This window comes from Pantoea sp. SJZ147, from assembly GCF_007828605.1.
Taxonomy (GTDB): domain Bacteria; phylum Pseudomonadota; class Gammaproteobacteria; order Enterobacterales; family Enterobacteriaceae; genus Pantoea; species Pantoea allii.
Map to the genome: position 1 here is coordinate 54,374 of NZ_VIVB01000017.1, position 15,377 is coordinate 69,750.

Below are 15,377 nucleotides of genomic sequence, written 5' to 3' on the forward strand. Positions count from 1 at the left end.
GATGCACCGTCGAGACAGGATTAGTGCGTTTCGTGCCCACCGCGTAAGTAAATTACCCAGTAGGTCAATCCAACTAACAGGCCGCCGCCGATGATGTTGCCGAGCGTGACCGGAATCAGATTGTCGAAAATAAAGTTTTTTACAGAGAGGGCCGGGAACTGGGCCGCGGTCGTGCCAGCGGCATGCCAGAATTCAGGGCCAGAAAAATCACGAATAATGATGGCGAAAGGAATCAGAAACATATTTGCGATACTGTGTTCAAAACCACAGGCAACAAACATCGCCACCGGCAAAATCATAATCAGGCTTTTATCTGTTAAGGTGCGCCCTGAATAGCTCATCCAGACCGCCAGACAGACCATCAAATTTGCCAGGATGCCCAGACAAACGGCTTCGATAAACGTGTGATGCATTTTGTGGTCGGCCGTTTGCAACACGTTTAAACCCCATGCGCCGTTGGCCACCATATGCTCACCGGAAAACCACATCAGTGTCACAAAAAACAGTGCACCGGCCAGGTTACCTAAATAAACGTTAATCCAGTTCCGTGCCAGTTGCCCCCAGGTGATACGGCCACTCGCTTTAGCGACCACAATCAGCACGGTAGAGGTGAACAGATCGGCACCGCAGACCACGACAAGGATTAAGCCCAGTGAAAAACAGATACCGCCGATGAGTTTTGCCATACCGTAGGCCATTTCACCGCTGCCGGTGGTGGCCGTAATGTAAAACACAAAAGCGATAGAGATGAACATGCCCGCAGTAAACGCGAGAAAGGTCGTTGTCAGGGGATGCTTGGTTGCTTTATAAACGCCAGCGTCTTCAGCAACTTTCGCCATCGCGGCGGGTAATAACAGGTTAAAAGGATTGTCAGCTTTCACACTAACTCACTCCAAAAGTTGTCTGAAAAAATAATAACAAAGGCAACAGAGGTAGAAGTTGATTTAGATCATGTTCGGCCGGGCAATTGCGGAAAAATCCTGACAAAAAAGAATGATTTTTTGAATAAATTATTGAAAATAAACAATTAAATTTATTTTAAATAATACAGGTTTTGTTTAATTGACGAGGTGCTGCACGTGTCGATGTCACTTTGCTGTTAACAAAATATCTCTATTGTGTTGTTTTTATTCTGGATAATAAAAACGATGATCTATTAATAACTGAAATGCTTAATGGGTAAAAAAGAAAGGCACTAATGAGTATTAGTGCCTTTGCGTTTATCGCAAACTTAATCTGACAGAATGCCGCAAATAATTATGCGTTTTCCCAGTAGCGACGTTTAGCACGCTGCAGTTTCTCATAAGCCGCCAGTAGCGCCTGGTGGGCAGGGAAAGCGGTGAGATCGCTGTCCACCGGCTGGAGCCCGTTGAAGGCCGCTTCACCACTGATCGCCGCAGAGGCTGCTTCTACAGCCTCACTACCATACATGCGTACAAAGGCAGCATGATATTCCAGTGGATTACGCTCATCTTCCATGGCCAGAAGCAGCAAGGTTTGCAGGCAACGATAGTAATTTGCACGTGCTGGGCTGAAAACGGAGCCGTTAAACTCCATGGTCCATTCTGTCCAGATTAACGCTTGATCCAGGTCACCACCGGCCAGCGCCAGCATCGCTTTAAGCTCGCCGATGCGTAAGGTGTACCAGCCGTTATCTTTACCCGTTGCCAGACCCAGCAGCTCGCGGACGCGGGTGAAGTCATCAAAACCTTCTTCGTCCAGCTGAGAAATCAGATCGAGATACTCTTCCGGATTCCAGTTGCTTCCAGGCAGGGCAAGCAGCGTTTCACGTATGCCCGCGCCCATGCTGTTGTTAGCCAGCAGCAGGTCTTCAGCCGGATAAATATCTGACATGCCAGGCACGATAATGCGGCATGCATAAACACCTAAGTGCTCGTAGTCCGCGATATAGACTTCCTGACCTTCGGCCGCGAAAATCGCCATCAGCGTGCTGAATTCTTGCTCGGTAGTGCCATCAAATTTCCAGTCCACAAACGGATAATCAGCCGTCTCTTTGAACATATCCCAGGAAATCAGGCCGCTTGAATCAATAAAGTGTGTTTCCAGGTTAGCGTGTTCAGCCACTTCTTCATCATCAAAGGTAGGCGGCGTAAAGACGTCCAAATCCTTGAGGCTACGGCCCTGAAGCAGCTCAGTGACGGTACGCTCCAGCGCCACGCCAAAGTCCGGATGCGCGCCGAAAGAGGCAAAACAGGTACCGTTAGCAGGGTTAAACAGCACGACGCATATAACCGGGTACTTACCGCCTAATGACGCATCATAAGCAAAGATTGGGAAGCCTTCCGCCTCCAGGCGGGCAATGGCTTCCACCACGGCAGGATAGCGTGCCATCACCGACTCAGGAATGGAGGGAAGGCTGACAGACTCCGCAATAATACGGTTCTTAATGTAACGCTCAAAGACTTCAGATAATCCCTGAACCCGTGCCTCATTGGCTGTATTACCGGCTGACATGCCGTTCGATACGTACAGGTTGCCAATGATGTTCATCGGAATATAAACGGTTTGCTGATCGGACTGGCGCGTGAAAGGCAGGGCGCAAATACCGCGCTCGTGGTTACCCGACTGAAGATCGATCAAATCTGACGCAGCCACTTCATTTTCAGGATCGTAAAAGGCGCGCAGACGCGCATCCAGAATCCCTTCTGGCAGGCTGTCATCTTCAGGCAGGGGGAACCACTTTTCATTGGGATAATGGACAAAATCGCCTTGAGCGATGCTGTTACCCAACCAGAAATCGGCAAAGAAGTAGTTGGTGGACAGACGTTCAAAATACTCACCCAGCGCCGAAGCCAGGGCGGCTTTCTTGCTGGCACCCTTGCCGTTGGTAAAGCAGAGTGGGCAGTCGCGGTCGCGAATATGCACAGACCAGACGTGTGGAACGGGATTAAGCCAGGAGGCTTCTTCTATATTAAAGCCCAGATCCTGCAGTTTGGTCTGGAAACGCGTAATGGAGTCTTCCAGGGCGGCATCTTTGCCCGGGATAAAAGTTTGCGTCATGGTGCCGCTCTCTCTGTAAAATAGGGTGCGTAAAGCGCGCAATGATACGTTTTTTGCTGCCTGTTCGCTATCAAGGCGCGGCAATTTTACCGGACGTTTTCTCACACCCTGGTTTATCTGCCAATGCCGAGACTGAACGAAAGGAACTCGCCTCACAATATTTCGTGTTGGATTGCATTGGTAATATAACCTTCGGTGCGATGTGCTGGAAAAATGTGACCGGTGTTAGATTTATGATTGCAGCCACCAGAATGCAGTGATAAAACCGAATCGTTATTCATAACCGTTTTATATGACAGTGGTGAGGGAAATGACGCAAATTTATAATTTTAGCTCTGGGCCAGCGATGCTTCCGAGCGAAGTGCTCCGCCGTGCAGAACAAGAACTGACAAACTGGCACGGCCTGGGAACTTCCGTAATGGAGATCAGCCACCGCAGTAAAGAATTTATTCAGGTGGCTGAGGAAGCAGAGGCGGACTTCCGCGATCTGCTAAAAATACCCTCTAATTACAAAGTTTTATTCTGCCATGGCGGCGCACGTGCGCAGTTTGCTGCGGTACCGGGTAACCTGCTGGGTAGCGCCACCAGTGCAGATTATGCCGACGGCGGCTACTGGGCGCACAGCGCTATTAAAGAAGCGGCTAAATATTGCTCGCCACGTACCCTGGATGTCAAAACCACCCTTGCGGGTAAGCGTGCCATTCTGCCGATGCGTGAGTGGGATGTCAGTGACACGGCCGCCTATTTGCACTTCTGTCCTAACGAAACCATCGACGGCGTTGCCATTGATGAAGAACCTGATTTTGGCAACAAAGTCGTCGTTGCCGATCTCTCCTCCACGATTTTATCCCGCACTATCGATATCAGTCGCTATGGCGTGATTTACGCGGGTGCGCAGAAAAATATTGGCCCGGCGGGGATTACCCTGGTCATTGTCCGGGACGATCTGTTAGGTAAAGCCCATAAGAGCGTGCCTTCTATCCTGGATTACAGCGTTCTGGCAGAAAATGATTCGATGTTCAATACACCGCCCACCTTCGCCTGGTACCTGAGTGGACTGGTGTTTAAGTGGCTGAAGCAGAAAGGTGGTGTGGCCGAAATTGAGAAAATTAATCAGGCAAAAGCGGGCTTGCTTTACGATCTGATCGACAAGAGTGATTTCTATCGTAACGATGTTGCGCTGCAAAACCGCTCGCGAATGAATATTCCTTTCCAGTTGGCGGATGCGTCACTCGACAGCCTGTTCCTGGACGAGTCATTAAAAGCCGGTTTACACGCGTTAAAAGGCCACCGCGTTGTCGGCGGCATGCGGGCATCCATTTACAATGCCATGCCGCTGGAAGGCGTTAAAGCGCTGACAGACTTCATGGTTGATTTCGAACGTCGCCACGGCTGATTATTCCCCAGTCAGCGGGACTGCTGACACCCGACTCCGCCATCCGGCGGAGTTGTCGTTTTTTTGAGGATTGAGTTTCACATGCAAGATTCCCTGACCCTTCAGCCCATTGCTCGCGTTAATGGCACGGTTAATTTGCCCGGTTCCAAGAGTGTTTCAAACCGTGCGTTGCTGCTGGCCGCATTAGCGAAGGGTAAAACCCGACTCACTAACCTGCTGGACAGTGATGATGTTAAGCACATGCTTAATGCGCTCAAGGCTCTGGACGTGGATTTCACCCTTTCCCACGATCGTACCGTTTGCGAAGTGACAGGAAAGGGCGGCCCTCTTTTGGCTGCACAACCGGTTGAGCTTTTCCTGGGCAATGCTGGCACGGCCATGCGCCCGCTGGCAGCGGCGCTCTGCCTTGGGGCGCAGGATGTGGTGCTCACGGGCGAGCCGCGAATGAAAGAGCGGCCGATTGGGCATCTGGTCGATGCGTTACGTCAGGGGGGCGCCCAGATTGATTACCTTGAGAATACAGATTATCCGCCTGTTCGCCTGCGTGGTGGCTTTGTTGGCGGTGAAGTCACCGTAGACGGCAGCGTATCCAGTCAGTTTTTGACCGCGTTACTGATGATGGCCCCTTTAGCTGAAGAGAACACGCGAATCAGCATTAAAGGCGATCTGGTCTCTAAGCCTTATATCGATATTACGCTGCACCTGATGCGCTGCTTTGGCGTTGAGGTTGAAAATCAAAACTACCAGCACTTCCTGATTAAAGGAAAACAGCAGTATCAGTCACCGGGAGATTATCTGGTGGAAGGCGATGCATCTTCTGCCTCCTATTTTCTTGCGGCGGCAGCGATTAAAGGTGGCACTGTGCGCGTGACCGGTATTGGTCGTAACAGCGTACAGGGCGATATTCGCTTTGCTGATGTTCTGGAAAAAATGGGCGCATCCGTCGAGTGGGGTGATGATTACATCGCCTGTACAGCGGGCAAACTGCAGGCTGTCGATATGGATATGAATCACATTCCTGATGCGGCTATGACGATCGCGACTGCTGCACTGTTTGCTCAGGGCACCACCCAACTGCGTAACATCTATAACTGGCGGGTAAAAGAAACCGATCGCCTGACGGCTATGGCAACAGAATTGCGTAAAGTCGGGGCTGAAGTCGAAGAAGGGCACGATTATATCCGTATTACGCCTCCGGCTCAGTTGACGCATGCCGCGATCGGAACCTATAACGATCACCGTATGGCAATGTGTTTCTCGCTGGTGGCGTTATCAGATACGCCCGTTACCATTCTGGATCCTGGCTGTACTGCAAAAACCTTCCCTGATTATTTCGAGCAACTGGCAAAAATCAGCCAGAATGCCTGATCTCCTCGCCCGGTGAGTATTTCGCCGGGCCTGTTTCTCATTCCCATTCAGCAGGCCAGAAAAGTCCTTTTTCTGGCGAAATTTCGCATCACCTTCCCTCTAAAGGGTAACGAAGCGTCGCAGGGCAGCGTATAATGCCCGACATTTGTGACGGCCAACTGGCCAAAATGCGCGCAGCAACAGGAGGGAATGATGACAGCAACTGCCCCGGTCATAACTATTGATGGGCCAAGTGGCGCGGGAAAGGGCACCCTGTGCAAAGCGATGGCGGAAGCCTTGCAGTGGCATTTACTGGATTCCGGCGCGATCTATCGTGTTTTGGCCTTAGCCGCATTACATCATCAGGTCGATATTGAGTCTGAAGAGGGACTGGTTCCCATTGCTGCTCACCTGGATGTGCGCTTTATCTCTCAGAACGGCGAGATGCAGGTCATTCTGGAAGGTGAAGAAGTCACCAGCGAAATTCGGACCCAGGAAGTCAGCAACACCGCCTCGCGCGTTGCCGCTTTTCCCCGCGTCCGTGAGGCTCTATTGCGCCGCCAGCGTGCTTTTCGCGATGGCCCCGGCTTAATTGCCGATGGCCGTGATATGGGCACCGTTGTTTTTCCCGACGCCCCCGTCAAGATTTTCCTTGATGCCAGCCCGGAAGTGCGTGCAGAGCGACGTATGCTACAGTTGCAGGATAAGGGCTTTAATGTTAACTTTGATCGCCTTTTAGCCGAGATAAAAGAGCGCGATGATCGCGATCGCAACCGCGCTATAGCGCCATTGGTGCCTGCTGAAGACGCATTAGTGTTGGATTCAACACAGATGTCTATCGAGCAAGTTATTGATAAGGCGCTGAATTATGCCCGAAAGACGCTGGGCATCTGATATTTTGGCGTAAACGAATTTATTAACCCTGTGCCACGGACCCGGTGCAGGGCATGTGAAACAACCCCATCCGACATGAAGTCAGATGGACGTTAAATTGAAGAATCCTAAGATTATCAATATGACTGAATCTTTTGCTCAACTATTTGAAGAATCCCTGAAAGAAATCGAAACCCGCCCGGGTTCCATCGTTCGTGGCGTCGTTGTCTCTATCGACAAAGACGTTGTTCTGGTTGATGCGGGCCTGAAATCTGAATCTGCAATTCCTGCAGAGCAGTTCAAAAACGCAGCCGGCGAACTGGAAATCCAGGTTGGTGACGAAGTTGACGTTGCTCTGGACGCAGTGGAAGACGGCTTCGGTGAAACTCTGCTGTCCCGTGAGAAAGCTAAGCGTCATGAAGCTTGGATCACGCTGGAAAAAGCCTACGAAGAAGCTGAAACTGTTACCGGTATTATCAACGGCAAAGTCAAAGGTGGCTTCACAGTTGAGCTGAACGGTATCCGTGCGTTCCTGCCAGGTTCACTGGTTGATGTGCGTCCAGTGCGTGACACGCTGCACCTGGAAGGCAAAGAGCTTGAATTCAAAGTGATCAAGCTTGATCAGAAACGCAATAACGTCGTGGTTTCACGTCGTGCGGTTATCGAATCTGAGAACAGCGCAGAGCGCGATCAGCTGCTGGAAAACCTGCAGGAAGGCATGGAAGTTAAAGGTATCGTTAAGAACCTTACTGACTACGGTGCATTCGTTGATCTGGGCGGCGTTGACGGCCTGCTGCATATCACTGATATGGCCTGGAAGCGCGTTAAGCATCCAAGCGAAATCGTGAATGTTGGCGATGAAATCAACGTTAAAGTGCTGAAATTCGACCGCGAGCGTACCCGTGTATCACTGGGTCTGAAGCAGCTGGGCGAAGATCCATGGGTGGCTATCGCTAAGCGCTATCCAGAAGGCACTAAGCTGACTGGTCGTGTAACCAACCTGACTGATTACGGCTGCTTCGTGGAAATCGAAGAAGGCGTTGAAGGTCTGGTACACGTTTCAGAAATGGACTGGACCAACAAAAACATCCATCCGTCTAAAGTTGTAAACGTAGGCGATGTGGTTGAAGTTATGGTTCTGGACATCGATGAAGAGCGTCGTCGTATCTCCCTGGGTCTGAAGCAGTGCAAATCTAACCCATGGCAGCAGTTCGCCGAGACCCACAACAAAGGCGATCGCGTTGAAGGTAAAATCAAGTCAATCACTGACTTCGGTATCTTCATCGGCCTGGACGGCGGCATCGACGGTCTGGTTCACCTGTCTGACATCTCCTGGAACGCGACTGGCGAAGAAGCCGTTCGTGAGTACAAAAAAGGCGACGAAATCGCTGCCGTTGTACTGCAGGTTGATGCAGAGCGCGAGCGTATCTCTCTGGGCGTGAAACAGCTGGCAGAAGATCCGTTCAACAACTACATCACTTTGAACAAGAAAGGTGCCATCGTCACCGGTAAAGTGACTGCAGTTGATGCTAAAGGTGCTACAGTTGAATTAGCAGACGGCGTTGAGGGTTACCTGCGCGCTTCTGAAGCTTCACTGGACCGCATCGAAGACGCTACGCTGGTTCTGAACGTAGGCGACGACGTTGAAGCTAAATTCACCGGCGTTGACCGTAAAAACCGCGTTGTTAGCCTGTCTGTTCGTGCGAAAGACCAGGCTGACGAGAAAGAAGCCATCAACACTGTTAACACCAAACAGGAAGAAGGCAACTTCTCTAGCGCTATGGCTGAAGCGTTCAAAGCGGCTAAAGGCGAGTAATCGACCTTGCACCGGGCGGATTTATTCGCCCGGTTTCGGTAAAAGCTGTCATACATTCCTGTAGGGATTAACCGGAGGTTACATGACCAAGTCAGAACTGATTGAAAGGCTGGCGGGACAGCACACTCATATACCGGCGAAAGTCGTTGAGGATGCAGTCAAAGAGATGCTTGAGCACATGGCCACTACGCTGGCACAGGGCGAACGCATTGAAATCCGGGGATTCGGCAGCTTTTCGTTGCATTATCGCGCTCCGCGCACTGGCCGTAACCCGAAAACGGGTGACAAAGTGGATCTGGAAGGTAAATACGTTCCCCACTTCAAGCCAGGTAAAGAGCTGCGTGATCGTGCCAACATTTACGGCTAAGCCGATACCGAACCGCCTAAACGACATCTCCGGATGTCGTTTTTTTTTGCCTGATTTTGACACTGAACCTCTCTTCCAGAAAAAAGCCGCACGACTGCAATCGCCGATATTCACTTCGACGCTTCCCTTATTTTGCCCATAGCGTGCTTTATCAAGAATAGCCCTGCGGCATACTCGCGCTACGACAAGAGCGAGATGCATTATGTTGACATGGATTGCACTGGCAAGAATCGCTGCGGTGAGCAGTTTACCTTTACTGCTATTACCCCGGCTTCCGCCACTGTTAATAACGGTGCTGTTGCTCCTGAGTGGCGGTTGCCTGATGCAGTTGCCTCACCGCTACGTGCGTATGACAGGCGTGGCGCTGCTGCTCGCTGCATGGTCGCTTTTCAATGCACAATCTCTGGTAAACGACACCGAAAAGATGATTGCCCGGCCGGCGATGTTCGATGTGCAAATTGAGGATGTACATCAGACCCATTCCCGCATCAGAGTCAGACTGCTCAAAGAGGGCAACCAGAGGTTTTTTCCACCTCGCTTTGCCTGGCTCTCGTTGCCGGGTGACAGCAGTGAATATTGCCCGGGTCAGCGCTGGGAAATGATGCTCAGGCTGAGGGCGGTGCATGCCCGGCTCAACGAAGGCGATTTTGATGCACAGCGTTTCGCCATGGCGAACCATGCACCTGTACAAGGACGCATTATTTCGCAGGTCATCACGCATCCATCCTGCAGCTGGCGCTGGCGTTTTATACATTATCATCGCCAGCAAAACGGTTTGTTGCCTGCCTCCGCCACGCTTGAAGCACTGGCGTTTGGTATCCGGGACAACCTGAGTGAAGCTACCCGGCAATTATTGCGTGACACGGGCACCGCACATTTGATGGCTATTTCAGGCATGCACATCGCGCTGGCAGCAGGGATGGGATGGTTACTGGCACGGGGTAGCCAGATTCTGTTTCCGGCCCGCCGTATTGGTTATCGGTATCCCGTGGTCATTAGCTGGATTTTTGCCGCGCTGTATACCTGGCTCTCGGGGGCTCATGCACCTGCGCAGCGGGCATTGCTGGCGCTGACTCTCTGGGCCGTAACACGATTCATTGGCGTGCAGTTAAGTGGCTGGCAGGTCTGGACGCTGTGCGTAGGCTCACTGCTGGCTATCGATCCGCTGACGGTGCTCTCGGACAGCTTCTGGCTCTCGGTGCTGGCCGTTGGCATGTTGTTGACCTGGTATCACTGGTTTCCACTGGTGGCGCGCTTTCGCCACGCACGCCGCTGGTTGCCGATACAGCTCCTCCACCTACAGTTGGGGATGATGATTTTGATGCTGCCGCTACAGGCGAGCTTATTTAATGGCATCAGTATGACGGCGTTAATCGCGAATCTGCTGGCCATCCCGGTGGTGTCATTCATCACGGTGCCGTTGATACTGCTTGCGATGCTGCTGCCGGTAGCGGAATTATCCATGTGGCTTTGGCTGGCGGCAGATGTGTCGCTTCGTCTTCTGTTAACCGGCCTGGCTCTGTTGCCGCCAGGCTGGTGGCCGCTACAAGGGGCGACTTTTTATATGCTCATCGTCTGGGGCGGTCTGCTTGTCTGGCGCACTGGCGTACTATTCAGCCTGCCGTGGAGCTGCAGTGCTGTCGCACTGGCCCTGATGTTCTCCCGCCACGATAAACCGGACAGGGAATGGCGCATTGATATGCTGGATGTCGGGCATGGTTTGAGCGTGGTCATCAGTCAGGGCCGTGAGGCTGTCTTGTACGATACGGGGCCGCGCTGGCAAAACAGTGATGCGGGAACACGGGTTATTATTCCCTGGATGCAACGCAAAGGTCTTAAATTGCAGCAGGTCATACTGAGCCACAAACACCTCGATCATATCGGTGGGTTATCTGCCATTCTGCAACACTGGCCCACAATGAAGGTCCGTAGCGGTTTAGCGGGCCACCAGCATTTACCCTGCGTTCGCGGTGCCGCATGGCGCTGGAAACAGCTAAATTTTACGGTGCTCTGGCCGCTCACCGCGCCGAACGCGGGCGAAAATAACGACTCCTGCGTGGTGAGGGTGGATGATGGAAAAGTCCGGCTGTTATTGACCGGCGATCTTGAAAGCCCGGCTGAAAAGCAACTGGTCAGGCTGGAAAAGCAGCAGCTTAAGGCTGATATCCTGCAGGTTCCTCACCATGGCAGCCGTACCTCGTCGTCTCGCTTACTGCTGCGCAGCGTCGCCGGTAGCACCGCGATGGCGTCGCTGGCACGCTATAATGCATGGCGCATGCCGGCGAAACCTGTTTTGCGGCATTACCATGAATATGGCTATAACTGGCTCGATACGGGGCAATCTGGACAGATAAGCATCAGGGTTAATAAGGGAAAAATACAGGTTTTTACCCTCCGAGAGCAATTAATGCCCCGTTGGTATCATCAGTGGTTTGGCGTCAAACGCGAATCCAGGTAGAATGACCGGCTATTTCCAACAACGTGAATAAATAATGCATCAAGATAAAGATCTCTCAACGTGGCAGACATTCCGTCGACTCTGGCCGATGATCGCACCCAACAAAGCTGGCTTAATTGTGGCGGCTACGGCCCTGATTATTAATGCCGCAGGCGATACGTTAATGCTCTCCCTGTTGAAGCCTTTGCTGGATGACGGCTTTGGTAAAGCGGACAGGTCCGTAATGCTGTGGATGCCGTTGGCAGTCATTGGTTTGATGCTGATTCGTGGCGTGAGCAGCTATATCTCCAGCTACTGCATTTCATGGGTGTCGGGCAATGTAGTCATGAATATGCGTCGCCGCCTCTTCAGTCATATGATGGGCATGCCGGTAGCCTTCTTCGATCAACAGTCCACGGGCACGCTACTCTCGCGCATCACCTATGATTCTGAGCAGGTTGCCTCGTCGTCGTCAGGTGCGCTGGTGACGGTGGTACGTGAGGGTGCATCGATTATTGGCTTGTTTATCATGATGTTTTACTACAGCTGGCAGCTGTCACTGATCCTGATTGTGCTGGCCCCCATCGTTTCATTTGCCATTCGCATGGTGTCAAAACGTTTCCGCAACATCAGCAAATCGATGCAAAACACCATGGGGCAGGTGACGACCAGCGCTGAGCAAATGCTGAAAGGGCATAAAGAAGTGCTGATTTTCGGTGGTCAGGAAATTGAATCTGAGCGCTTTGCTAAGGTCAGCAACCGTATGCGCCAGCAGGGCATGAAGCTGGTTTCAGCGTCTTCGATCTCCGATCCTGTCATTCAGCTGATCGCCTCTCTGGCCCTGGCCTTCGTCCTCTATGCGGCAAGTTTCCCAAGCGTAATGGATACGTTGACCGCCGGTACCATAACGGTTGTGTTCTCCTCGATGATTGCCCTGATGCGCCCACTGAAGTCGCTGACTAACGTCAATGCTCAGTTCCAGCGCGGTATGGCAGCCTGCCAGACGCTGTTCTCCATCCTGGACAGCGAACAGGAAATTGACACCGGTAAGCGTGAAATTACCCGCGCCAAAGGCGATGTCGAGTTCCGTAATGTGACATTTACCTATCCCGGTCGTGAAACCCCAGCATTGAAAGACATTAATCTGATGCTGCCAGCAGGAAAAACGGTGGCATTGGTTGGTCGCTCAGGCTCGGGTAAATCCACCATTGCAAGCCTGCTGACGCGTTTTTATGATATTCAGCAGGGCGACATTTTGCTGGATGGTCACGACCTGCGCGAGTACACCTTATCCTCATTACGTAATCAGGTGGCACTTGTGTCGCAAAATGTGCACCTGTTCAATGATACCGTCGCCAATAACATCGCCTACGCGCGAAGCGAGCAGTACAGCCGCGCGGAAATTGAAAAGGCGGCGACCATGGCCCATGCCATGGATTTTATCAATAAAATGGATAAAGGCCTGGATACCGTGATCGGTGAGAACGGCGTCCTGTTGTCTGGCGGTCAGCGCCAGCGTATCGCTATTGCTCGCGCGCTGCTGCGCGACTGCCCAATCCTGATTCTTGATGAGGCGACCTCTGCGCTGGATACGGAATCTGAGCGTGCCATCCAGTCAGCGCTGGACGAGTTGCAGAAAAACCGTACCTCCCTGGTCATTGCACACCGCCTGTCTACTATCGAAAAAGCGGATGAAATTGTGGTGGTGGAAGAGGGCAAAATCATTGAGCGCGGCACGCATGCAGCGTTGCTGGCGGAAAAAGGCGCTTATGCACAACTTCATAAAATGCAATTTGGCCAATGATTGAGCGCATCTGGAGTGGCCGATCACCCCTGTGGTTACTGCTATGGCCACTCAGTGTGCTGTACGGTGCTATCACGGCATTGATTCGCTTCAGTTTTCAACGCGGCTGGCGTAAAAGCTGGCGCGCGCCGCTGCCTGTGGTCGTGGTGGGTAATTTGACTGCTGGTGGGAACGGTAAAACACCGGTGGTGATTTGGTTGGTAGAAGCCCTGCAACAGCGCGGATTACGGGTGGGGGTGATTTCGCGCGGCTATGGCGGCAAAGCAGACAGTTATCCGTTGCGGGTTACGGCCGACACTGCGACCGAACAGGCAGGGGATGAACCTGTTCTGATCGCTCAGCGCACGTCTGCGCCAGTGGCCGTCGCCCCTCGTCGTCGTGATGCCATTGAGGCGCTCCTGGAACATCATTCACTGGATTTGATTGTCACCGACGATGGCCTGCAGCATTACGCATTGCAGCGCGATCGGGAAATCGTGGTGGTCGATGGTGTGCGCCGTTTTGGTAATGGCTGGTGGCTACCCGCGGGTCCGATGCGTGAACGTGCTTCGCGCCTGAATACGGTGGATGCCATTATCGTCAACGGCGGCGAACCGCAGCAGGGTGAAATTGCCATGCAACTGCGCCCGGGCATGGCGACCCACCTTCTTAGCGGTGAGCAACGTCCACTCAGCGCGTTTCAAGACGTTGTTGCGATGGCGGGAATCGGTCATCCACCTCGCTTTTTTAACACCTTAAAACAGCAGGGTTTAACGCCCGTGGCGGAAATCGCCTTCGCCGATCACCATGCCTATAGCGAAGACGAACTTTCACGTCTGCTGCTGCCGGAGCAGACGCTGCTGATGACCGAAAAAGATGCGGTAAAGTGTCGCGCATTCGCGCAACCTGCCTGGTGGTATTTACCGGTAGATGCTCATCTGCAAGCTGAAGCGGCAATGGCACTGTTAGACGATTTAGAACGCCTTTGCGGCACGTATTCACACCGGGCATCGCACTAAAATCCCCTTCAGATAAGGAAGAGAATGAGCACACATTCACTTTCGCTACAGCAGGCCCGCAATATTCAACTCGCGGCACAGGGCCTGCTTCGTCCCGCTGCCCGCCGGGCACGCCGTGAGGACATTCCAGACTGTATTACCCAGATGTCTTTGCTGCAAATCGACACCATCAATGTGGTTGCCCGAAGCCCTTATCTGGTGCTGTTTAGTCGTTTAGGCGACTATCCGTCCTCCTGGCTGGATGAGGCTCTTGCTCAGGGCGAGATATTTGAGTACTGGGCCCATGAAGCCTGCTTTATTCCGCGCAACGATTACAAACTACTGCGACATCGCATGCTGTCGCCTGAACGTCTGGGTTGGAAATACAGTGCGCAGTGGGCTGCCGAATATCAGCAGGAGATCGCCGAGTTACTGACGTATATCCGCGATAACGGACCGGTAAGATCGGCCGATTTTGCCAGCGGAAAAAATCATAAACCCGGATGGTGGGCCTGGAAACCGCACAAGCGGCATCTTGAAAACCTGTTTAGTGCCGGTGAGTTGATGGTGTCGGAACGGCGAAATTTTCAGCGTGTTTACGATTTACGCGCCCGGGTGATGCCTGACTGGCAGGATGCGATCCATGCCATCAGCGAGGACGAAGCAACCCGATTAATGCTTATAAACAGCGCACGCAGCCTGGGGATTTTTCGCCGCGAGTGGCTGGCGGATTATTACCGGCTGAAACGCGCACCCGTCAACGTGTTTATGCAATGGGCGCAGGAGGCCGGAGAAATTATTCCGGTCGAGGTTAATGGTATGGGAGAAATGTGGCTGCATCAGAGTGCGCTGCCCGGATTAGCGACGCCGTTGAAAGCGACACATACCACGCTGTTATCCCCGTTCGATCCCTTGGTTTGGGATCGGAAACGGGCGCTGGAACTCTTTGGTTTTGACTACCGTATTGAATGCTATACGCCAGCCGCTAAGCGTAAATATGGCTACTTTGTCTTACCCTTGCTGCATCGCGGCCAAATTAAAGCCCGGCTTGATGCACGGATGCTCCGCGCGTCGCGCCAGCTTGAAATCAAAAATATCTGGCTGGAACAAAACGTCCCGGTCACTGCGTCATTTTTGCAGGATGCCCAACGCGCAATAACCCGCTTTGCGCGCTGGCAGGGCGCAGAGACGGTCGCGATTCAGCAGGCACCCTCAGCGTTACTGGCGCACTGGCCAACGTTGTGGCAACTGGATAATCCGTGATGCCGCACCCGGTGCGGTTTACCCGCTCTTGTCAGCGCTGTGATATGCTTTAGCGCTTACGCTCTCGGTCCGTGAT

Annotated in this window: 11 protein-coding genes; 9 read left to right on the top strand and 2 right to left on the bottom strand. The window is 52.5% G+C overall.

Annotation, left to right across the window (positions count from 1 at the left end):
- Nucleotides 1–20: 20 nt before the first annotated feature.
- On the bottom strand, nucleotides 21–881 hold the full coding sequence (gene focA / locus FBY13_RS21305) for a formate transporter FocA (protein ID WP_145395089.1): 861 nt from the start codon (nucleotides 879–881) through the stop codon (nucleotides 21–23).
- Between the two features lie 376 nt (nucleotides 882–1,257).
- A complete protein-coding gene (gene ycaO, locus FBY13_RS21310) occupies nucleotides 1,258–3,021 on the bottom strand; it encodes a 30S ribosomal protein S12 methylthiotransferase accessory factor YcaO (protein ID WP_145395090.1) in 1,764 nt (587 codons plus the stop codon).
- A gap of 310 nt (nucleotides 3,022–3,331) precedes the next feature.
- Between ycaO and serC the strand changes: the two genes are divergently transcribed.
- From serC to FBY13_RS21355, 9 genes are all read left to right on the top strand, one after another.
- Nucleotides 3,332–4,417: a 3-phosphoserine/phosphohydroxythreonine transaminase gene (gene serC, locus FBY13_RS21315; protein WP_145395091.1), complete on the top strand. Its 1,086-nt coding sequence runs from the start codon at nucleotides 3,332–3,334 to the stop codon at nucleotides 4,415–4,417.
- A gap of 81 nt (nucleotides 4,418–4,498) precedes the next feature.
- Nucleotides 4,499–5,785: a 3-phosphoshikimate 1-carboxyvinyltransferase gene (aroA, locus tag FBY13_RS21320; RefSeq protein ID WP_063878947.1), complete on the top strand. Its 1,287-nt coding sequence runs from the start codon at nucleotides 4,499–4,501 to the stop codon at nucleotides 5,783–5,785.
- 192 nt (nucleotides 5,786–5,977) lie between these two features.
- Nucleotides 5,978–6,658 carry a (d)CMP kinase gene (gene cmk, locus FBY13_RS21325; RefSeq protein WP_145395111.1) on the top strand — a complete coding sequence of 227 codons (681 nt, stop codon included), beginning with the start codon at nucleotides 5,978–5,980 and terminating at the stop codon, nucleotides 6,656–6,658.
- 121 nt (nucleotides 6,659–6,779) lie between these two features.
- Nucleotides 6,780–8,453 (top strand): 30S ribosomal protein S1, encoded by a 1,674-nt coding sequence (gene rpsA, locus FBY13_RS21330; protein WP_026021040.1) that lies wholly within the window; start codon nucleotides 6,780–6,782, stop codon nucleotides 8,451–8,453.
- Between the two features lie 82 nt (nucleotides 8,454–8,535).
- Entirely contained in the window at nucleotides 8,536–8,820 is a 285-nt protein-coding gene (gene ihfB / locus FBY13_RS21335) for an integration host factor subunit beta (RefSeq protein WP_003849360.1), read from the top strand.
- A gap of 202 nt (nucleotides 8,821–9,022) precedes the next feature.
- Nucleotides 9,023–11,278, top strand: a complete 2,256-nt coding sequence (locus tag FBY13_RS21340) for a DNA internalization-related competence protein ComEC/Rec2 (protein WP_145395092.1) — start codon at nucleotides 9,023–9,025, stop codon at nucleotides 11,276–11,278.
- 34 nt (nucleotides 11,279–11,312) lie between these two features.
- A complete protein-coding gene (gene msbA / locus FBY13_RS21345) occupies nucleotides 11,313–13,061 on the top strand; it encodes a lipid A ABC transporter ATP-binding protein/permease MsbA (protein ID WP_063878949.1) in 1,749 nt (582 codons plus the stop codon).
- Nucleotides 13,058–14,059 (top strand): tetraacyldisaccharide 4'-kinase, encoded by a 1,002-nt coding sequence (gene lpxK, locus FBY13_RS21350; RefSeq protein ID WP_096012228.1) that lies wholly within the window; start codon nucleotides 13,058–13,060, stop codon nucleotides 14,057–14,059. Before msbA ends, lpxK begins: the two co-directional genes overlap by 4 nt.
- Before the next feature lie 24 nt (nucleotides 14,060–14,083).
- Nucleotides 14,084–15,301 carry a winged helix-turn-helix domain-containing protein gene (locus tag FBY13_RS21355; protein ID WP_096012229.1) on the top strand — a complete coding sequence of 406 codons (1,218 nt, stop codon included), beginning with the start codon at nucleotides 14,084–14,086 and terminating at the stop codon, nucleotides 15,299–15,301.
- Nucleotides 15,302–15,377: the final 76 nt, after the last annotated feature.